Raw genomic sequence first — 19,755 nt, 5'->3', positions numbered from 1 at the left:
CGCTCCCCCACCCCCTTGCATTTCCCACCCCCCGGCGTAAGGCGGCGCCAACATAAACCCGCGCGTGCGACTCCCGTTGGCCCCGCTCTCCCGCTTCGCCATCGGACAGTCATTCCCCGCCGCGCCAACATGGGGACTGCAATCCTATGACGACCACGGGCAACGACACGCTTGCTACCCGCTCGACGCTCAGCGTCGGCGGCAAGGACTATGCTTATTATTCGCTCGACAAGGCCGCGGCCAAGCTGGGCGACGTCTCGCGCTTGCCGTTCAGCATGAAGGTGCTGCTCGAAAACCTGCTGCGGTTCGAGGATGGCGGCTTCACCGTGTCGACCGACGATGTCCAGGCGCTGGTCGACTGGCAGAAGGACCCGCATTCCAACCGCGAGATCCAGTATCGCCCGGCGCGCGTGCTGCTTCAGGATTTCACCGGCGTGCCTTGCGTCGTCGACCTCGCCGCGATGCGCGATGCGATCGCCAAGCTCGGCGGCGACACGTCAAAGATCAACCCGCTCGTCCCCGTCCACCTCGTCATCGACCACAGCGTGATGGTCGACGAATTCGGCCATCCCAAGGCGTTCGAGCAGAATGTCGAGATCGAATATTATCGCAACGGCGAACGGTACGACTTCCTAAAATGGGGGTCGAAGTCGCTGTCGAATTTCAAGGCGGTGCCCCCGGGCACCGGCATCTGCCACCAGGTGAACCTGGAGCATATCGCACAGGCGGTGTGGTCGAGCGAGGATGCGTCGGGCCAGGTCGTCGCCTATCCCGACACCTGCGTCGGCACCGACAGCCACACGACGATGATCAACGGGCTGGGCGTGCTCGGCTGGGGCGTCGGCGGGATTGAAGCCGAAGCGGCCATGCTCGGCCAGCCCGTGTCGATGCTGATCCCCGAAGTCGTCGGGTTCAAATTCACCGGCAAGCTGAAGGAAGGCGTCACCGCCACCGACCTGGTGCTCACCGCGACGCAGATGCTGCGCGCCAAGGGCGTCGTCGGCCGCTTCGTCGAATATTTCGGCCCCGGCCTCGCCTCGCTGTCGCTCGCCGACCGCGCGACGCTCGCCAATATGGCGCCCGAATATGGCGCGACCTGCGGCTTCTTTGGCGTCGACGACAAGACGCTCGACTATATGCGCCTGACCGGCCGCAGCGACGAAAATATCGCGCTGGTCGAAGCCTATGCGAAGGCGCAGGGGCTGTGGATCGTCGAGGGGGCCGCGGACCCGATCTTTACCGACACGCTCGAACTCGACCTTGGCACCGTCGTGCCGTCGCTCGCGGGGCCGAAGCGGCCGCAGGACCGCGTCTCGCTCCCCGACGTCGACGATGTGTTCAACGCCGACATGGCGAATGTCTATAAAAAGGCGCAGCAGCGCGTGCCGGTCGAGGGCAAGGATTTCGACATTGGCGACGGCGACGTCACCATCGCCGCGATCACCAGCTGCACCAACACCTCGAACCCCGGCGTGCTCGTCGCCGCGGGGCTGGTCGCAAAGAAAGCCGACGCGCTGGGGCTGAAACCCAAGCCGTGGGTCAAGACCTCGCTCGCACCGGGGTCGCAGGTCGTCACCGACTATCTGATCAAGGCGGGCCTCCAGCAGCACCTCGACAATATCGGCTTCAACCTCGTCGGCTATGGCTGCACCACCTGCATCGGCAATTCGGGGCCGCTGGCCGAACCGATTTCCCGGGCGATCAACGAAAATGGCCTCGTCGCCGCGGCCGTCATTTCGGGCAACCGCAACTTTGAAGGCCGCGTGTCGCCCGATGTGCGCGCGAACTTCTTGGCTTCCCCGCCGCTCGTCGTCGCCTATGCCTTGAAGGGCACGGTGATCGAGGATTTCACCACCACCCCGATCGGGCAGGACCAGCAGGGCAAGGACGTGTTCCTCGCCGACATCTGGCCGACCAACCTCGAAGTGGCCGACGCCGTTGCGGGCGCGGTCGACCGCGAGATGTTCGAGGCGCGCTACGCCCACGTCTACAAGGGCGACGAGCATTGGCAGAAGATCGAGGTCGAGGGCTCCGACACCTATCAGTGGCGCGCCGGCTCGACGTACGTGGCGAACCCGCCCTATTTCGAGGGGATGACGATGACCCCGGCGCCGGTGTCGGACATTGTGGACGCCAAGCCGCTCGCGATCCTCGGCGACAGCATCACGACCGACCACATCAGCCCCGCCGGTTCGATCAAGGCGGACTCGCCGGCCGGAAAATGGCTTATGGAACATCAGGTTAACAAGGCCGACTTCAACAGCTACGGCGCCCGCCGCGGCCACCACGACGTAATGATGCGCGGCACCTTCGCCAACATCCGCATCAAAAACGAAATGGTCCCCGGCATCGAAGGCGGCATGTCGCGCTACGGCGCGGAAGTCATGCCGATCTACGACGCCGCAATGCGCCACAAGGCCGACGGCACGCCGCTCGTCGTCATCGCGGGCAAGGAATATGGCACCGGCTCGTCGCGCGACTGGGCGGCGAAGGGCACCAATCTGCTCGGCGTCCGCGCGGTGATCGTCGAGAGCTTCGAGCGCATCCACCGCTCGAACCTCGTCGGCATGGGCGTGCTCCCGCTCCAGTTCCAGGACGGCGACACGCGCGAGACACTGGGCCTGACCGGCGACGACCAGTTCACCATCACCGGCGTCGCAGACCTCAAGCCGCGCCAGACGGTCACCGTCAATGTGACGCGCGCCGACGGTTCGACCTTCAGCTTCGATACGCTCTGCCGCATCGATACCGCGAACGAGGTCGAATATTATATGAACGGCGGCATCCTGCATTATGTGCTGCGCAAGCTTGCCGCCTGACGGGACAGCCCGCTGATGCTATGAGCGCCCGCCCCCCTGTCGGGGCGGGCGTTTTCATTTGGAGGGTACGCGCATGGGCGCGGAGATCATCGTCATCGAAATCATCGGCTGGGCCGCCGCCGCCATCATCCTTGCGGCCTATATCCTGCTGTCGATCGGCAAGCTCAACGGCCGCAGCCCTCTATACCAGTGGATGAATGTCGTCGGGGCGGGCGGCTTCATCATCAATTCGGGCTATAACGGGGCTCTTCCCTCCGCCGGACTCAATATCATCTGGGCCGCGATGGGACTATTCACGTTATGGAGCGTCCGGCGGGCGCGGCAGACCGCCCGCGCCGCGGTGCCTTGAGGATTTGCGGCGGCATTCCACCCCGCAACCTTCGCTGCCGCGTTGGGCCGAACCGACAAGCGGAAACGATGGTGGGCGCTGACGGGCTCGAACCGCCGACCCTCTCGGTGTAAACGAGATGCTCTACCAACTGAGCTAAGCGCCCCCTGCCCTGTCGCTGGACGCGCCATGGTCGGGAAGCGCGCCCCTGCCATAAGCGATCGCCGCTGGCAAGCGACGCATCGCGAAGGTCAAAGCCAGCCGATGTGCTTGAACCGCCAGAAAACGAGGCCCGAACCGCCGAAGATCAGGGTCAGCGCGAATGGATAGCCAAACGCCCAGTCGAGTTCGGGCATGAACTGGAAGTTCATGCCATAAATTCCTGCGATCGCGGTCGGCACGGCCAGGATCGCGGCCCAGGCGGCGAGCTGGCGCGTGATGACGCCCTGCCGCTGCTGTTCGAGCATGCCGTTGGTCTCGATTACCGACGCGGCGATATCGCGCAGTCCGACGAGGCGATATTCGGCGCGCTGCACATGATCCCAGATGTCGCGGAAAAAGGGCCGCACCGCGATATCGATATTGGGCAGGTCGTCCTCGGTCGCAAGCCGCCCGGCGACCTCCTTCATCATCCCGACAAGGCGCTGGAAACGAATGATTTCGTGCCGCTGCGCATAAAGATGGCGAATTTCGTCGGCATCGAGCGGGGTGTCCATCACGCTCTCCTCGACCAGCAGCATCCGGTCCTCGATCGCGTCGACAACCGGGAAATAGCCGTCGACGATGAAATCGAGCACGGCATAAAGGACATAGTCCGGCCCATGCGCCAGCTTGGCGGGCAGCGTTTCGAGCCGCGCGCGAATATCGGTGTGGGTGCGCGCCGACCCGTGGCGGACGCTGACGAAGAAATGCGGACCCAGAAAAAAGGCCGTTTCGCCGGGATGGATGGTGTCGGCGTCGAGGTTTGCGGTGCGCGTGATAACGAACAGCTGGTCGCCATAGATCTCGACCTTCGGCAATTGATTCGCTTTCAGCGCGTCTTCGACCGCGAGCGGGTGAAGGCCGAATCGCTTGGCGATACCCTCCAGCTCGCCGGGCGTCGGCTCGTATAGGCCCAACCAGAAAAAATCACCGTCGTCGCAATCTTCGGGCAGTTCCTCGTCGGGGCCGATGTCGCGGACGAGCTTGCCGTCGTGATAGAGGCGGGCGGCCATGATTGGCATATGCGAAAACTCCCTTGAACTGCGGCGCTTACATAGGACGCGCGACTGGGAAGGGAAACGCGTTCGATCGCGGCGACGCGCGATCAGATGTCGCGACTGTCATAAGCCCATTGCAGCAGCGCCTGCCGTTGTCTGGGCCGGCAAAAGGGATCGCCCGGTTCGCAATGTTTGCGGACCTGCGCGGCATGCCGTCGGAACGCACGCCATCGCCCGATCTGGCGATCATCCTCTCCCGCCAGGCGGCGTCCCGAATAATAGCGGCAATACCATTGGAACCAGCCGCGCGGATCGTCGGGGTGAAGCCATCCCTTCTGCTTCCACACGCGCAGCGGAACGCTCGCCCCGATGCCGAAATAATTGAGCGAGCAGTCACCGCGCCCCGAGGCGAATTTGGCCTGATCGAACCAGTCGTCCGGAAATTCGGCGGTGCAGTCGGTCATATATTTCCCGCAGAACACCCCAAGCGCCAGCATCTGGGCCGGGGTAAGGTCGGGCTCGAAACCAGGCGCGAATGCAGCCCCCATCGGCGCGGCGCGCGTGTAGCGATAATCCTGCTGCATCCGGTCGTTCACGACCACGTTCACGGCGTTCGTCATGCCCGAAATCTAGCCGGGCCGATCCACGCCGACCATGGCTATTCGTCGAGCGCCTCGAAATAGCGGGCGAGCGCGTCGCCCGCGCCTTCGGCCAGCGCGATGAAAATGCGGCGGCCGTCGTGCGGGTCGGCTTCGCGCAGGAACAACCCGGCATCGGTCATCGTCTTAATCCACCGCAGCGCGGTGGTCGCGGGGACCGCGGCGGCGATGCACAGGCTCGAAACCGAAACCGGCTGGCGCTCAAGCCGCGCGGCATAGAGGTCGAGCAGCATGTCCCACGCCGGATCGGCAAACAGATCGGCGGGAAAATATTGCTCGCGCATCCGCCGCTGACGCAGCATCCGCCGCACCATCTTTGCGCGCTGCCGATCAAGCGTCCGCTCTTCCGGCACAAAGCTGCGCGGCATCACCGCGTAGCTGCGCGATGGCGCGCGGACCTGGCTTGGCGGATAGTCGGCGGAGTCGTCATTCCACGCCGAAACGCCCGTCGGCGTGCCGGGAAGTCCGCCGCCTTGCCCCGCAAGATCGCCGAGCAGCCGCGAAATGCGCGCGACCTCTTCCTGTAGACGGTCGATCCGCTCCATCGCGTCGTCGCGCGCGATATCATGGACCATGGCATGTCGCGCCCGCCGCGCCGCCGCCAGCGCAACGAGCCGGTCGACCGGATCGGCATCGACCAGAAGCTGGGCGGAAAGCGCCGCAGGGATCGCGGCCGCCACATGGTCGAGCGCCGACAGCGGAGTTTCACAGATCAGGTTGCAGCCTTGCTCGCCTGCCGCCGCGCACAGGTCGGCGAACAATTCGCCTTCGATCGTATCCGCCGCGGCGATCCAGATTATGTCCAAAGTCACGGTTTTCCGGACATAGCCGGCAGCGCGGGACGGCGGAAGGATGTTGGCGAGGCGCACCCCGGCGACAGACGCCATATCCGGAAGGGCGGCAGGCGGTCCCACGAATAGCAAGGGTGACGCCACGCCTTCGCCGATCGATCTGGCTGCCCCCGCCGCGGGCCAGGCATATTCCACGCGAACATCGTCAAAGGACATCGCCGAACCATCCAACGCAATCTGTGTGCCCTGGTCCATCATGCTCTCCATCCCCCTTCCATCGCTCCACCTTGGCGTAACTATGTCGTCATTGCGGCTATATTCACCTTTTGTTCGTTCCTGTTTGCCGCCAATCCGGACCCAAACCGCCGTTCCTGTGTGGGTTGGCGCGTGTCGGCCAGATCGGAATGCCTCCATTTTGGACATGGTTTGTTCTTTTCGTCAACTTTTTATTCGCGCTTGCCAAGCGGACGGGGCAGGCTCAGTCGGAAATGGATGGTCGCGCGCGTGTCTCCCCTCACCCATTTGCGCTGGCGCCGCCGCATTCGGTCGCTGGCCGGACTGCTTTTGCTCTTCGGACTCGCGTGCGCCGCGTGGGTATGGTTGCCGACGCCCGCCTTCTCTGTCCGCCCCGTTCATGTGATCGACGGCGACAGTCTGACCGTTCGGCACGACAGCGCATCGCTGACGATCCGTCTCGCGGGGATCGACGCGGTCGAATATCGGCAGGATTGTACGCGCTCCGGCGCCGTCTGGCCGTGCGGGCGGGACGCGCGATCGGCGCTGGACAAGCTTGTCGGGCACGGCTCGGTTCATTGCGAACTGGGGTCGAAAGACCGCTATGGCCGTACGCTCGCGACGTGCCGCACCGCCCCCTTGCCGGACGGCGTCGACATCGGCGCGGAAATGGTGCGCCAAGGCTGGGCCGTCACGACCGACGGCGCCTATATGGTCGAGGAAGCCGAAGCAGGAGCCCGGCAGCGCGGCATCTGGCAGGGCCGCTTCGTCCGCCCCGCCGACTGGCGCGCGACGCACGAACCGCCCGCAACGGCGGCGCCCCGCCCAGACGCATAAAGCGCGCGCTTTGCCTCGCCGCCGATTCCGGCTAGGGCGAGCGACATGAACAGCCTGTTTCCTGTTATGATAGGTGGCGCAATCGGCGCCGGGGCCCGCCATCTGGTCGGTCAGGCGATGCTCGCGCGGCTCGGTCCCGGCTTCCCTTGGTGGACGCTGTCGATCAATATCGTCGGGGGTCTTTTGATGGGGCTGCTAATCGGCGCGCTGGCACGCAGCAGCGATGGCGGGGAGACTGCGCGCCTGTTTATCGGTGTCGGAGTTCTTGGCGGCTTCACCACCTTTTCCTCTTTCAGCATGGAATTCTGGATGCTTTTCGAACGCGGTCAAAACGCGCAAGCAGCCGCCTATGTCCTCGCGTCCGTGATCGGCGCGATCATGGCCTGCGGCCTTGGCCTCTTCATCATGCGGCAGGTGCCGGCATGAGCGAGACCAAGGCAAAACTCGACGGCGCGACGATCGCCGAGGAAGATGACGGCATCCGCCTCGACCGCTGGTTCAAACGCCATCGCGAGGGGACGCCGCACGCGCTGCTCGCGCGCTGGGCGCGATCGGGGCAGCTGACACTCGACGGCAAAAAGGCCGATGTGTCGGACCGCATCGCGGCGGGGCAGAAACTCGTCATGCCGACGCCGCCGGTCGAGGCCGAGCCTCGCCCGGCCCGCAAGGGCCGTCCGCTGACCGACGCCGATGTCGAACTGGCAACCGGGATGGTGATCCACCGCGATGCCAGCGCGATCGTGCTCAACAAGCTGCCCGGCCTGGCGACGCAGGGCGGCACCAAGACCGAAAGCCACGTCGACGGCTTGCTCGATGCGCTGAAATATGATGGCCCGACACGCCCCAAGCTTGTCCATCGGCTCGACAAGGATACGTCGGGCGCGCTGCTGATTGCCCGCACCCCGCGCGCTGCGGCCTATTTCGCCAAGAGCTTTTCCAATCGCAGCGCGCGCAAGACCTATTGGGCGATCATCGTCGGCGTTCCCGACATCCAGCAGGGCGAAATCGACCTGCCGCTCGCCAAGCAGCCGGGATCGGGCGGCGAAAAAATGCATGTCCACGACAGCGGCCTCGCGTCAAAGACGCGCTATCGCGTGATCGAGCGTGCGGGGAACAGCGCGGCGTGGGTCGAACTGCAACCGCTGACCGGCCGCACGCATCAGCTCCGCGTCCATATGGCGGCAATCGGGCATCCGATCGTCGGCGACGGCAAATATGGCGGCAAGGGCGCATTCCTGACCGGCACGATCAGCCGCAAGATGCATCTGCACAGCCGCCGCCTGCGCATTGATCATCCCGACGGCGGCGCGATCGACGTTCATGCCGACGTGCCCGAACATTTCGCCGCGAGCCTCGACGCGCTGGGTTTCGATCGGTTGCTGGGGGACGTCGGCATCGACGATGCCGCCAAGGGTCCGCCTGCCAAAGCGGTCGAAAAGGCCGCCGCAAAGGCGCACAGCAAGCAGATTCGTAAGGCCCGTCGCGGCGAGCGCCGCGGGCGCACCGCGACGAGCAAGCCGACCGACCATGTCGGAAAGCCGAAACCCAAAGCGAAACCCAAGCCGAAACCGGGCAAACCGGCGGACAAGAAGCCAAGCGCGAGGAAGCATCCGGCGCGCCCGCCCAAAGCGGGCTGATGCATCCCAACAGCGTCTTTCGTCCCAAGCAGGACGACCTCGCCCAATTGTTGGTGCGCGAGATCGGCTTTGCCGCGATCTTCGCCGACACCCCCGACGGGCCGCGCGTCGCCCACGCGCCGGTCGTGCTGAGCGATGACGCGGCAACGGTCCAGTTCCACCTTGCGCGCGGCAATGCGCTGACCCGGCACCTCGACGGCGCGAACGCGCTTGCCGTGGTCCAGGGCCCCGACGCCTATGTCAGCGCAAGCTGGTATGCCGACCCCGACCAGGTGCCGACGTGGAATTATGTCGCGATCGAAATCGAGGGCACCGCGCGGCGCCTTGGCGATGCCGAACTGGTCGAGCAGCTCGACACCTTGTCGGCCGGCCATGAAGCGCGCGTCGGCGCGAACCCGCCGTGGACGCGCGACAAGATGAACCCCGCCCTGTTCAGCAAGATGACCGGGGCGATCATTGGCTTCGAGCTGCGCATCACCGCCTGGCGCCCGACGATCAAGCTGTCGCAGAATAAATCCGCCGCCGAGCGCGAGCGGGTGATCGCGGGCATGGAAGCAACCGGCCATGGCGCGCTGGCACAGTTGATGCGCCACCTTGGCGGCGATAGGAAGGACGCATGACCCAGGCCGACGACGCCCTCGCCAAAAAACGCTTTTTCGCGATCAACATCATGCGCCTGATGGGCGCGGCCTTCGTGGCGATCGGCTTTATCCTGATCAGCGGCGGCTTTGCACTTGCGGGCCAACCGACCGACCGCTGGATCGGCGCGGCGATTGTGCTGGTCGGCGCCTTTGATTTCGCGGTGATGCCGCTGCTGCTCGCGCGCCGCTGGCGCTCGCCCAAAAATCCGTGAAGCGGTTCTGGAAAGAGGTCGCTGTCGTCGCGGGCGACGGCGGCTGGGGCATCGCGCTCGACGGGCGGCCGGTTCGCACCCCGCAGCGCGCACCGCTGGCGGTAGCCAGCCCGGCGTTGGCCGATGCAATCGCCGCCGAATGGCGCGCGGTCGGCGAAACGATCGCCCCCGCGGCGATGCCGATCACCGGGCTGAGCAATGCGGCGATCGACCTGGCCGCGCCCGACTTTGCGGCCTTTGCGACGCCGGTCGCTGCCTATGCCGAAAGCGACCTCTTTTGCTACCGCGATGCGCGCGACGCGGTGTTGCAGGCCGAACAGGCGGCGGCGTGGAACCCGCTGCTCGCCTGGGCCGAGGATCGCTACGGCATCGAGTTTGCGTTGACGCAAGGTGTGCTGCCAGTCGATCAACCCGCAGCGACCGTGACGGCGCTGCGCTCGGCAGTATTCGGGCAGGACCAGTGGCGAATCACGGCGCTGACCCCGCTGGTGACGATCGGCGGCTCGCTCGTCGCGGGCCTTGCGTTGCTCGACAACGCGTTCGACGCCGACGCGCTGTGGGAGGCGGTCAGCCTCGACGATCTCTATCAGGAGCGTCGCTGGGGCGCCGACAGCGAAGCGCAAAAAGCCCGCGCCGCGCACAAGCGCGACTGGGATAATGCAGCACGGTTTTTGGGGCTGCTTTGATTATCCGCCCCATCGCTTCGCGACAGGGACGATCTTCAATCCACGAAATTGGGCCGCCGCTTCTGCATCCCAGCCATCACCGCTTCCATCTGGTTCGGGGTGCGGATGACCTTGATCTGCTCGTCGCTTTCGGCCTGAAGAATGTCCGCGTCGCTCGCGTCGGCCAGCATGTTGCAAAGCCGCTTGGCGCCGCGGATCGCATGGGGATTTTTATCGGCGATCACCCTCGCCAGTTCCATCGCCCGCGCCAGCGGATCGTCGGACACATGCGTCGCGAAACCCAGCAGCTTCGCTTCCGATCCATTAAACTCGCGATTGGTATAGATCATCTCGCGCAGCACATCGTCGGCAACCTGGGTGCGCCACAGCGCCATGCCCGCTACATCGGGAACAAGCCCCCAGCGCATTTCCATGATCGCGATGCGCGTGTCGGGATGAACGATACGGATGTCGGCGGCGGCCATGATCTGGCTGCCCGCGCCAAAGGCGACGCCGTGGACTGCGGCGATCACCGGGACCGGCAGCTCGCGCCAGCCCCAGGCCGCATATTGGGCTTTGTTTGCGATACCCCTCGTCCGGTCGGCAAGACCACCGCCCGCGCTGCTCGCGCCGGGATCGCGATCATTGCTGAGGCTGGAGAGGTCGAGCCCGGCGCAAAAAGCACGACCTTCGCCCGACAGGACGACAACGCGCAGGCCCGCCATCGCCTTCAACGCATCCACCGCTTCGGCCAAGGCTTCCCACATCGCGGGGTCGAGCGCGTTCATCTTGTCGGCGCGGATCATCCGCACATCGGCGATCCCGCCATCGAGCATGTTGATCGAAATCCGGTCTTTCATGGATGAGTCCCTTTTATCGCTTCAATGCGGCCTCGACGAGCGGGAGCTGGTCGTTGCCGAAATACATATCATTGCCATCGACGAAAATCGTCGGCGAGCCGTAGCCGCCACGCGCGATCACTTCATCGGTATTGGCGCGCAGCCGCGCCTTGACCGCATCGCTGCCCGCCACGCCCGCCAGCGCGGCGCCGTCGAGCCCTTCGGCATCGGCGACCGCCGCGAGCACGGCAGGATCGTCGAGATTTTCCTGTCGATCAAAATAGCTCGCAAATGCCGCGCGCGCAAAGCGCGCCAACGCCGCCTGATCATCTTCTAGGGCGCAGCAGAAACGCATCGCGGCGATGCTCTTTGCCGGATGCCATTGCGAAGGGAAGTTCATCGGGACGCGCGCGAGCCGCGCCCAGTCCTTGAGTATTTTCCAGCCATGTTGAAGCCGCCGGTTGTCCGCCTGCTCGCGCGCCGCATAGACGGCGGGGTTCACCGCGTTGAACACCCCCCCGACCAGGATCGGTCGATAGATCGCCGTCGCGCCCGCTCTTCCCAGCACGCCCGGCAGATTGTGAAACGCGAGGCAGGTCCAGGGCGAGGAAAGGTCAAAGAAAAATTCGACGCGCGCGGTCATCGCCTCAGGCCTCCGCCTTCGCCTTTTCCCAATATTGGTCGCGCAGCAGGCGCTTGTAGAGTTTGCCCGTGTCGTGGCGCGGCAGCGCTTCCATGAAGTCGATGCGGCGCGGGATCTTCACCCCCGACAATTTCTCGCGCGCGAAAGCGATCAGTTCGTCGCGCAGCGCGTCGCCCGCCTCGGCCATGTCGGCGGGCTGGATCACCGCGATCACTTCTTCGCCCATCTCGTCATGCGGCCCGCCGACGACCGCGACGTCGGCGACCTTGGGATGGGTGACCAGATGATTCTCGATTTCCTGCGGATAGATATTCACGCCGCCCGATATGATCATGAAGCTCTTGCGATCGGTGAGGTACAGGAAACCCTCGTCGTCCAGCTTGCCCACATCGCCCAGCGTCGACCAGCCCTTGGAATTGCGGCTCGACGCAGTTTTTTCATCATCACCATGATATTCAAAAACATTTTCGCTCTCGAAGAAAACCGTGCCTTCCTCGTTCGGGCCAAGCTCGGTCTCATTATCCTCGCCCATGATATGCACGGTGCCCAGGATAGGACGGCCGACCGAGCCCTTGTGCGTCAGCCAGTCGGGGCTGGAAATGAAGGTCATGCCATTGCCTTCCGACCCCGCATAATATTCAAACAGCACCGGTCCCCACCAGTCGATCATCGCCTGCTTGACCGGCACCGGGCACGGCGCCGCAGCGTGGATCGCAACCTTGAGCGATGACGTGTCGTATCGGGTGCGGATGTCGCCCGGCAGCTTGAGCATCCGCACGAAATGGGTGGGAACCCACTGGCTGGAGTTTACGCGATATGTTTCGATGTGCGACAGTGCCGCCTCGGGATCGAATTTCTTCATCAGCACGACGGTGCCGCCCAAACGATGGACCGTCATGGACCAGCGCAGCGGCGCGGCATGGTAAAGCGGCGCGGGCGAAAGATAGATGCTGTCGGCGTTGATCTGGAACACCGCCGAGGCGAGCATGACCAGACTGTTCATCGCATCGATCGCAGGCTCTTCGGGCAGCGGCACGCGCACCCCCTTCGGCCGCCCGGTCGTGCCCGACGAATAGAGCATGTCGACCCCGGCGCGCTCGTCGGCGACCGGCGTCGCCGGCATCGCGGCGACCGCATCCTCCCAGCTGGCCCAGCCCGCAATCTCGCCGCCCATCGCAAAGCGTTTGATCCCGGTCGTGAGTTGCTGCGCGGCGCCCGCAAGGCTGGCGGACACGACAAGGATCTGCGCGCCCGAATTTTCGAGGATATAGTCGGTTTCGTCCTGCGTCAGCCGCGACGAAATGCACACATAACGCAGTCCCGCACGCTGGGCGCCCCACGTCAGGCCGTAATAATGGGGCGTGTTGTCGAGCATGAAAGCGACGACATCCTCATGCCCCAGCCCATGCGCGCGAAAAAGCTGCGCGGCGCGGTTCGAGGCGGCATCGAGTTCGCCATAGCTGATGACCTCGCCCGTTTCGGCGACGATGATCGCTGCTTTGTCGGGATTGTTGCGAGCATGAACAGAAGGGTGCATCGGGCCATCATCTCCGGAATCGTTGATTTCTTTATATCGAAGATCAGTAGCAACCTGAAACTTTCGGTCAAGCAAGCTGGCGCGCTTGACAGCATCTGCAAGATAGCAGGGTGAGGGCCTTGCATGGGGATCGGGGGCACGACGGGAAGCGGACACCCTCCCCTGCCCTCTGCGGACGCGGACATGGCGCGACGCTTCACGCCCGCTCGTGACCCCAAAACCGAGTTTCGTCCATAAAGCCGATCGGGTCAGCCAAGCTCCGCGGCCTCGATCGCCGCCAGTGCGTTCGCCAACCGCGCGTCGCCTTCGCCCTCGACCCACGCCCATCGAAGCCCGCGCCGGTCGAGTTCGCCGATCGCCACATCCATGAATTGCGCCCGCGCGAGTTCGCTGCCGAACAGGCGCGTGCCATCTTCGTGCCATGGCAGGTCCATTGCCGGGACCAGATAGAGGTCGGCGACCGCGTCCCACAGGTCGATTTCGGGCAAGCGGCGACCGAGCAGCATGATCGCCCAGGCCTGGGTCATCAGCGGATCGGTATCGGATATCAGCCATTCGGGCTGCTGCGCGAGCGCCTCGCGCGTTGCCGCCCGATGACCGTCAAAGATGGCGAGCAGGTCGACCTCGTCGAGGTCGGTCCCATTCGCTTCGGCGTAGGTGCGCCCATATTCAGGCACCACCAGCCCACCGAGCCGGAGCGCCAGCCGCGGCGCGAGCGTCGATTTGCCAGTGCTTTCGGCGCCGTGAAGGCAGATATGATGCGTCATATCGCCACCCGGCCCGTCGCCGCCGCGCGGCGCCACTGGATCAACCCGTCGATCGACAGGCCGAGCAGGACAACATAGACGGCGCTGGTGGCATAGAGGCCCCGCGACGCGAACAGCGGCACCGCGATCAGGTCGACGACAATCCAGACGAACCAGCTTTCGACGTGGCGCCGCGCGAGCAGCCATTGCGCGGTGACGCTAAGCATCGCGATTGCACCGTCGATCCACGGGGCCACTGCATCGGTGGCGCGGTCCATCGCAAAGCTCCAGCCGGCCCACGCGGCGATCGTCGCCACGGCCCAGCCGCGGCGCGCCCGCGCCGTCATCCAGCGCACCGGGACCCCCGCATCATCGCGCGCGCCTATCCACGCGGCCCAGCCATAAAGGTTGAGCGCAAAGAAAAACCCCTGGAGGAGCATGTCGCTGTAGAGCTTCGCTTCAAAAAAGACGAAAGCGTAGAGCGTCACGGCGATGAGCGCGAAAGGATAGTTCCACACGCTGCGCAGCGCGACGAGCGCCACATTGGTCAGGACGAACGCCGCCGCGATCCATTCGATATGGCTCACGCCACAGTGCCGCCGCGCGGGCGCGTCCACAGGCCGTCGCGACTGATCCTTCGTTGGGGCGGGCGGCGCAGCACCGACCAGCCCGCGCGGGCGACCCAGCCGAGCTTGGCGCCAAGCGAACTGGATGCACGGTGGTCCCAGGCATGGTCGCCGCGGGCGCGCACCTCGCGCGCGATGTCGCCATAAATCCCCGCCGCGGCGAGCACCGCCCAGCGGCTGCGCGGCGGCAGCAGCCTTGCTCCCCATCGCGCCGACGCCTCATATTCCTCGGCCATTTCGGCAAGCCATTTCGCCATCACCGACAGGCGCGGACGAAAGGCGGGGTGCATATGCTGTCCGGGCGGGATGTCGAGTTCGACCATCCATTCGACAGGCAAATAGCATCGGTCGGCGGCGGCGTCCTCGGCCACGTCGCGCGCGATGTTCGCCAGCTGGAATGCGATGCCAAGGTCCGAAGCCCGATCGAGCGTCCTTTCGTCGGCGGGGTCGACCCCCATCACCAGCGCCATCGCGACCCCGACCGCACCCGCGACATGATAGCTGTAGCGCAGCAAGTCCTGCTCGCTGCGCGGGCGCCAATCGCGCGCGTCCAGATCGAACCCCGCCACGATATCGTCGATCACCGATCGCGGAATCGCAATCTCGGTAAGCAGCAGTCCCAGCGCGTCGAACGCCGGTTCGCCGGTCGGCTCGCCGGCAAAAGCCCGGTCGGTCTGGGTCCGGATATGCGCGACCGCGGCCGCGGGATCATGCCCCGGCTTCATCGCGCCGCCGTGATCCTGTCCGTCGGTCAAATCGTCGGCGGCACGGCACCAGGCATAGAGCAGCCAGACACGTTCGCGCGTTTCGCGGTCAAACAGCTGGCTGGCGAGCGCAAAGCTTTTCGATCCGCGCGCGATGCTGTCGTGCGCGAAACCGTGGAGGGCATGCGAATCATAGGCCCCCGCCTCGATCATTACAGATTTTCGGCCTTCATCGCGAAAATCGTCTTGTGCGGTTCATACGCGGCCATCTTGCCCAACAGTTCGTCCAACCCCGCGTCGACGATCATGATCCCGGCGTGCGCAGGGCGAATAAACCCGACCTCGACCATGTGGCGGTTGAACGCGATCAGGTCGTTGTAAAAGCCCGCGGCATTGAGCAGGCCGACCGGCTTGTTGTGATAGCCAAGCTGCGCCCAGCTGATCGCTTCCCACAATTCATCCATCGTGCCGACGCCGCCGGGGATGGTCAGGAAGCCGTCCGACAGGTCGGTGAACATCTTCTTGCGTTCGTGCATCCCCGAAACGACGTGCAATTCGGTGCAGCCGCGGTGCGCGACCTCGGCGCCGACGAGCGCATCGGGGATGATACCGATCACCTCGCCGCCCGCTTCCAGCGCGCTGTCGGCGATGGCGCCCATCAGCCCCAGCCGGCCGCCGCCATAAACGACGCCGATGCCGCGCTCCGCCAGCGTGCGGCCGACATGGCGCGCGGTTTCGATATAGATCGGATCTTCGGGGGTTGCGGACCCGCAATAGACGGCAAGGCGTTTCATCATATTTCCAACATCAGATTGGCGGTCGCCTTGGCGCTGCCGACGACCCCCGGGATACCCGCGCCCGGATGCGTTCCCGCGCCGACGAAGTAAAGATTGGAAATCACATCGTCGCGGTTGTGCGCCCGGAACCAGGCGCTTTGCCAAAGCACGGGTTCGAGGCTGAACGCGCTGCCGAGATGCGCCGACAGGTCGCGGCCGAAATCCATGGGCGTATAATGAAAGCGCGTGACGATGCGGTCGCGAAGGCCGGGCGCGACGCGGCGTTCCACTTCCTCGAGGATGGCGTCGGCAAACTGCCGCCCGAACGCGCCGTCCCAATCGACCTTCGACTTGCCCAGATGCGCGACGGGGGCGAGGGCATAGAATGTCGATTGGCCCGGCGGGGCCATGCCGGGATCGGTGATGCTGGGATGATGCAGGTAAAGCGAGAAATCGTCAGGAATGACGCCCGTCTTGTAGATGTCGTCGAGCAGTCCCTTGTAGCGCGGGCCGAAAAGAATGCTGTGATGCGCAATGTCGGGATAAACGCCTTCGACGCCGAAATGGACGACGAACAGCGAAGGCGACCAGCGTTTGCGCGACAGGCTGCGCGCCGCCTTGACGCCGCGCGGATGATCCGCGAGCAGCGTCCGGTAGCTGTGCATGAGGTCGCCGTTACACGCCACCATGTCGGCGTCGCCGCACCATCCGCTTTGCGTCGTCACGCCGGTTGCCCGGTCGGCCGTGGTTTCGATCCGCGTGACCGGATCGTCCAGGCGCAAGGTCCCGCCCAGCCGCTCGAACAGCCGGACCATGCCGGCGACCAGCGCGTTGGTGCCGCCGCGCGCGAACCAGACGCCGCCATCTTTCTCGATCGTATGGATCAACGCATAGATCGCGCTCGTCGTCATCGGATTGCCGCCGACCAGCAGCGTATGGAACGACAGCGCCTGCCGCAACCGTTCGTCCCGGACGTAGGAGGAAACGATCGAATAGACGCTGCGCCAGGCCTGATATTTCATCAGTGCGGGCGCGGCCTTGATCATCGACGCAAAGTTCAGAAAGGCGACCGAGCCGAGCTTGACATAGCCCTGCTCGTAAACGCCCTTTGAATAGGCGATGAAGCGGTCATAGCCATCGACGTCGGCGGGGTGCAGCGCGGCGATTTCGGCGCGCAGCGCCGCTTCGTCGTTGGAATAGTCGAAATTCGTCCCGTCGGGCCAGTTGAGACGATAAAAGGGCATGACCGGCATCAGGTCGATGTCAGCCGCCATGTCCTGCCCGCTAAGTGCCCATAATTCTTCGAGGCACGGCGGATCGGTGATGACCGTCGGCCCGGCGTCAAAGGTGAAGCCGTCTTGCCGCCAATGATAGGCGCGCCCGCCGGGCTTGTCGCGTGCCTCGACGATCGTCGTTGCGATCCCCGCCGACTGAAGCCGGATCGCCAACGCAAGCCCGCCGAACCCGGCGCCGATGATGATCGCGCGGCGCGTCATCGCCAGTCCAGCCTCGAAAGCGCGGCAATGGCGCGGCGAACCGACACGGGCGGCTTGCCGGACAGGATGCGCAATTTGTCGGCGGCGTTCGACCGGCCCGCATAAAAACGCGCGATCAGCCCGGGCGCGAGCCCGTAAAAACGCTGGAAAATGCGGTAACGCGCGTCCGGATCGGCGGCGCGGAACAGCATCGCACCCAACATGCGGTAAAAGCGCTGACGGCGCCACGATGCCGCGGCGCGGCCGCGCAGGCGGGCGGCTAGGTCGCCGCGATCGACGAGCGCGGGCAGCGCCGCCGCCGTTCGCACCGCGGCGGGCAAGGAATAGCCGGTCATCGCGTGGAATTCGCCGGCGCGCACGCCGATGCGCGCCGTTCGATCGACCGCGGGCCACAGCCGATCGAAATCGCCCGCGACGACGACTGGCAACATCCCGGTTTCCTCGCGCGTCACAGCCGTGACGTTCCACTGGCGGCGCTGCGCATAGGTTGCGATTCGATCGCGGACGGCTGCGACGTCAAGATCGGGGCTGTCACTATAATATGTGTCTTCAACAAAGATTGTCTCCGCATCGAAAGGCAGCAGATAGATAAAGCGATAGCCGTCGAGCTGCTCGACCGTGGCGTCCATGACGAGCGGCCGGTCGATGCCATGCCCGCCTTCGACGGTCAGCGCCTGACCCACGAATTTCTGCCAGCCGCAGTCAAGCATCGACGTCTTTCCGGTGCCGCGCGCGTCGATGACATGCTTTGCCAACAGCCGCCCGCCACGCGCCAGCAGGACATGGTCGGGTGCGACATGCTTGGCCCTGTCGGCGATGATCCGGTCCGCGGGCAGCGCCGCGGCGACCGCTGTGGCGAGGGCTTCGCCGGTAATGCTCTTATATCCCATCCGCACCTTGCGCGCGCGCGCGGGGAAGGCGACGTCATAACTTTCCCAATGACAACGGACCAGCGGCGCAACGAGCCAGCGGTCCTTTTTCGCAATGTCGCTGTCGAAAAAGGACCAGATATGGTTGCCGCCGATCGGACCGGGTTCGACAAGCCGGACATCGAGATCGGGCCGCTTTGCCGCCAGGCACAGCGCCGCCAGGCCACCGGCGAGGCCGCCGCCGACGATCGCGATATCGCATTTATCGAAACTTTGCCCCGCCATCGTTCCGCCTTAGCCACCCCAGCGCGAAGCGCAAAGCCATTGCAACATGGGCGCGAGCGTTTAGCCTTGCCGCATGACCGGCTGGGCGATCCTTTTTTCCGCGCTTGCGATGACCGCCATCGTCGGCGTGCGATATCTGATCACCAGTGGCGCCTTCGCCTTCGCGACCCGGCTCCGGCATCCAGACCTCTATCGCGGGCTTGGACCGCAGATGCGGCGTGAAATCGGGTGGAGCCTTGCCAGCGCCGCAATCTACGGACTTCCCGCCGGGGTCGTGGCGTGGGGATGGCAGGAACGGGGCTGGACGCGCATCTATACCGATTGGAACGTCCTGCCGCTCTGGTATCTGCCCATCAGCCTGCTCGCCTATCTGGTCCTGCACGACACATGGTTTTACTGGACGCATCGTTGGATGCATCGGCCGCGGCTGTTCCGCCTGGCGCACAGTGTGCATCATGACAGCCGCCCGCCGACCGCCTGGGCGGCGATGAGCTTCCACCCGCTGGAAGCGATGACCGGCGCGGTGGTGATCCCGGCGCTGGTGTTCATCCTTCCGATCCATGTCGCGGTGCTGGGGCTGGTGCTGACGATCATGACCGTGATGGGCGTCGGCAATCATATGGGGTGGGAGATGTTTCCGCGCGCGCTTGTTCATGGACCAGCAGGGCGATGGCTGATAACCGCGACGCATCACGACGCGCATCATGCCGCTTACCGGGGGAATTATGGGCTTTATTTCCGTTTCTGGGACAAAATTTGCGGCACGGATATCGGGCTTGGCACTTTTGCCGCTGCTCAGCGTCGCCGCAAGCCCGCCGCCGCCGACGGTTGACGTCAGCATAACGGGCCTGCGCAGCACAAAGGGGCAGGTGCTCGTCTGCCTGACCGCCAATCCCAAGGCCTTTCCCGATTGCAGTAAGGACAAGGCGTCGGTTCGGATGGCGGTAAAAGCGGCAAATGCGGGTGGCTTCAAGATTTCGGCCCCTGCCGATGGCACCTATGCCGTCGCCGTCGTCCACGACGAAAACAGCAATAACAAAATGGATATGGCGCTGTTCATGCCAAAGGAAGGCTTTGGCTTTTCGCGCAACCCGGCGATCGGCATGGGTGCACCCAAGTTCAAATCGGCAAGCTTTGCGGTGGCCGGGGACACGCATCAGGCGATCAAGATGAAATATATGCTCTAGTGGGCATCAACGCGCCCGGCTAAAG

General features: G+C 64.7%; 22 protein-coding genes and 1 tRNA gene. 10 read left to right on the top strand and 13 right to left on the bottom strand.

Going from position 1 to position 19,755, the window contains the following annotated elements; all coding sequences use genetic code 11:
• Positions 1-146 precede the first annotated feature (146 nt).
• Both acnA and A3E77_RS13590 read left to right on the top strand, forming a co-directional pair.
• Positions 147-2,819: an aconitate hydratase AcnA gene (acnA, locus tag A3E77_RS13595; protein WP_293646834.1), complete on the top strand. Its 2,673-nt coding sequence runs from the start codon at positions 147-149 to the stop codon at positions 2,817-2,819.
• Between the two features lie 73 nt (positions 2,820-2,892).
• Positions 2,893-3,168 carry a CBU_0592 family membrane protein gene (locus A3E77_RS13590; RefSeq protein WP_293646832.1) on the top strand — a complete coding sequence of 92 codons (276 nt, stop codon included), beginning with the start codon at positions 2,893-2,895 and terminating at the stop codon, positions 3,166-3,168.
• Between the two features lie 69 nt (positions 3,169-3,237).
• Here A3E77_RS13590 and A3E77_RS13585 read toward each other — a convergent pair.
• The 4 genes from A3E77_RS13585 to A3E77_RS13570 form a co-directional block, all read right to left on the bottom strand.
• Positions 3,238-3,313: transfer RNA gene (locus tag A3E77_RS13585), tRNA-Val, on the bottom strand.
• A gap of 85 nt (positions 3,314-3,398) precedes the next feature.
• Positions 3,399-4,370 (bottom strand): magnesium and cobalt transport protein CorA, encoded by a 972-nt coding sequence (locus A3E77_RS13580; RefSeq protein ID WP_293646830.1) that lies wholly within the window; start codon positions 4,368-4,370, stop codon positions 3,399-3,401.
• Positions 4,371-4,453: 83 nt separating this feature from the next.
• Positions 4,454-4,966: a hypothetical protein gene (locus tag A3E77_RS13575; protein ID WP_293646828.1), complete on the bottom strand. Its 513-nt coding sequence runs from the start codon at positions 4,964-4,966 to the stop codon at positions 4,454-4,456.
• 38 nt (positions 4,967-5,004) lie between these two features.
• Positions 5,005-6,012, bottom strand: a complete 1,008-nt coding sequence (locus tag A3E77_RS13570; protein WP_458574453.1) for a MarR family transcriptional regulator — start codon at positions 6,010-6,012, stop codon at positions 5,005-5,007.
• A 276-nt stretch (positions 6,013-6,288) separates the two neighbouring features.
• Here A3E77_RS13570 and A3E77_RS13565 point away from each other — a divergent pair, with 276 nt between their 5' ends.
• Genes A3E77_RS13565 through A3E77_RS13540 form a run of 6 tightly spaced genes read left to right on the top strand, consistent with a single transcriptional unit; the run spans position 6,289 to position 10,043 of the window.
• A complete protein-coding gene (locus A3E77_RS13565; protein WP_293646824.1) occupies positions 6,289-6,867 on the top strand; it encodes a thermonuclease family protein in 579 nt (192 codons plus the stop codon).
• A 45-nt stretch (positions 6,868-6,912) separates the two neighbouring features.
• Positions 6,913-7,293 (top strand): fluoride efflux transporter CrcB, encoded by a 381-nt coding sequence (crcB, locus tag A3E77_RS13560; protein ID WP_293646822.1) that lies wholly within the window; start codon positions 6,913-6,915, stop codon positions 7,291-7,293.
• Complete coding sequence (locus A3E77_RS13555) at positions 7,290-8,504, top strand: RluA family pseudouridine synthase (protein WP_293646820.1); 1,215 nt, start codon at positions 7,290-7,292, stop codon at positions 8,502-8,504. Before crcB ends, A3E77_RS13555 begins: the two co-directional genes overlap by 4 nt.
• On the top strand, positions 8,504-9,124 hold the full coding sequence (locus tag A3E77_RS13550) for an FMN-binding negative transcriptional regulator (protein ID WP_293646818.1): 621 nt from the start codon (positions 8,504-8,506) through the stop codon (positions 9,122-9,124). Before A3E77_RS13555 ends, A3E77_RS13550 begins: the two co-directional genes overlap by 1 nt.
• On the top strand, positions 9,121-9,357 hold the full coding sequence (locus A3E77_RS13545) for a hypothetical protein (protein WP_293646788.1): 237 nt from the start codon (positions 9,121-9,123) through the stop codon (positions 9,355-9,357). The genes A3E77_RS13550 and A3E77_RS13545 overlap by 4 nt, the downstream gene beginning before the upstream one ends.
• Positions 9,354-10,043 (top strand): ATP12 family chaperone protein, encoded by a 690-nt coding sequence (locus tag A3E77_RS13540; RefSeq protein WP_293646786.1) that lies wholly within the window; start codon positions 9,354-9,356, stop codon positions 10,041-10,043. Before A3E77_RS13545 ends, A3E77_RS13540 begins: the two co-directional genes overlap by 4 nt.
• A gap of 35 nt (positions 10,044-10,078) precedes the next feature.
• On the opposite strand, the gene A3E77_RS13535 is transcribed toward A3E77_RS13540, so the two are convergent.
• The 9 genes from A3E77_RS13535 to crtY form a co-directional block, all read right to left on the bottom strand.
• Positions 10,079-10,882: a crotonase/enoyl-CoA hydratase family protein gene (locus A3E77_RS13535; protein ID WP_293646784.1), complete on the bottom strand. Its 804-nt coding sequence runs from the start codon at positions 10,880-10,882 to the stop codon at positions 10,079-10,081.
• 13 nt (positions 10,883-10,895) lie between these two features.
• Entirely contained in the window at positions 10,896-11,504 is a 609-nt protein-coding gene (locus A3E77_RS13530) for a 2-hydroxychromene-2-carboxylate isomerase (RefSeq protein ID WP_293646782.1), read from the bottom strand.
• A 4-nt stretch (positions 11,505-11,508) separates the two neighbouring features.
• The gene (locus A3E77_RS13525; protein WP_293646780.1) at positions 11,509-13,041 is read right to left on the bottom strand and encodes an acyl-CoA synthetase; all 1,533 of its coding nucleotides are present in this window, start codon (positions 13,039-13,041) and stop codon (positions 11,509-11,511) included.
• Between the two features lie 248 nt (positions 13,042-13,289).
• Positions 13,290-13,808, bottom strand: coding sequence for an ATP-binding protein (locus tag A3E77_RS13520; protein ID WP_293646778.1), 519 nt, complete (start codon positions 13,806-13,808; stop codon positions 13,290-13,292).
• The gene (gene pnuC / locus A3E77_RS13515) at positions 13,805-14,374 is read right to left on the bottom strand and encodes a nicotinamide riboside transporter PnuC (RefSeq protein WP_293646776.1); all 570 of its coding nucleotides are present in this window, start codon (positions 14,372-14,374) and stop codon (positions 13,805-13,807) included. The genes A3E77_RS13520 and pnuC overlap by 4 nt, the downstream gene beginning before the upstream one ends.
• Entirely contained in the window at positions 14,371-15,330 is a 960-nt protein-coding gene (locus A3E77_RS13510) for a phytoene/squalene synthase family protein (protein WP_293646774.1), read from the bottom strand. The genes pnuC and A3E77_RS13510 overlap by 4 nt, the downstream gene beginning before the upstream one ends.
• On the bottom strand, positions 15,330-15,911 hold the full coding sequence (locus A3E77_RS13505; protein ID WP_293646772.1) for an LOG family protein: 582 nt from the start codon (positions 15,909-15,911) through the stop codon (positions 15,330-15,332). Before A3E77_RS13505 ends, A3E77_RS13510 begins: the two co-directional genes overlap by 1 nt.
• The gene (locus A3E77_RS13500; protein WP_293646770.1) at positions 15,911-17,389 is read right to left on the bottom strand and encodes a phytoene desaturase; all 1,479 of its coding nucleotides are present in this window, start codon (positions 17,387-17,389) and stop codon (positions 15,911-15,913) included. Before A3E77_RS13500 ends, A3E77_RS13505 begins: the two co-directional genes overlap by 1 nt.
• Positions 17,386-18,543: a lycopene beta-cyclase CrtY gene (gene crtY / locus A3E77_RS13495; protein ID WP_293646768.1), complete on the bottom strand. Its 1,158-nt coding sequence runs from the start codon at positions 18,541-18,543 to the stop codon at positions 17,386-17,388. Before crtY ends, A3E77_RS13500 begins: the two co-directional genes overlap by 4 nt.
• A 73-nt stretch (positions 18,544-18,616) precedes the next feature.
• Between crtY and A3E77_RS13490 the strand changes: the two genes are divergently transcribed.
• Both A3E77_RS13490 and A3E77_RS13485 read left to right on the top strand, forming a co-directional pair.
• Complete coding sequence (locus A3E77_RS13490) at positions 18,617-19,375, top strand: sterol desaturase family protein (protein ID WP_293646766.1); 759 nt, start codon at positions 18,617-18,619, stop codon at positions 19,373-19,375.
• Positions 19,320-19,730: a DUF2141 domain-containing protein gene (locus A3E77_RS13485; protein WP_366652640.1), complete on the top strand. Its 411-nt coding sequence runs from the start codon at positions 19,320-19,322 to the stop codon at positions 19,728-19,730. The genes A3E77_RS13490 and A3E77_RS13485 overlap by 56 nt, the downstream gene beginning before the upstream one ends.
• Positions 19,731-19,755: the final 25 nt, after the last annotated feature.

The organism is Sphingopyxis sp. RIFCSPHIGHO2_12_FULL_65_19 (genome assembly GCF_001830555.1).
Lineage (GTDB): Bacteria > Pseudomonadota > Alphaproteobacteria > Sphingomonadales > Sphingomonadaceae > Sphingopyxis.
Note: the sequence above shows the minus strand (reverse complement) of the source record. Positions and strands in the feature narration are given on the sequence as shown.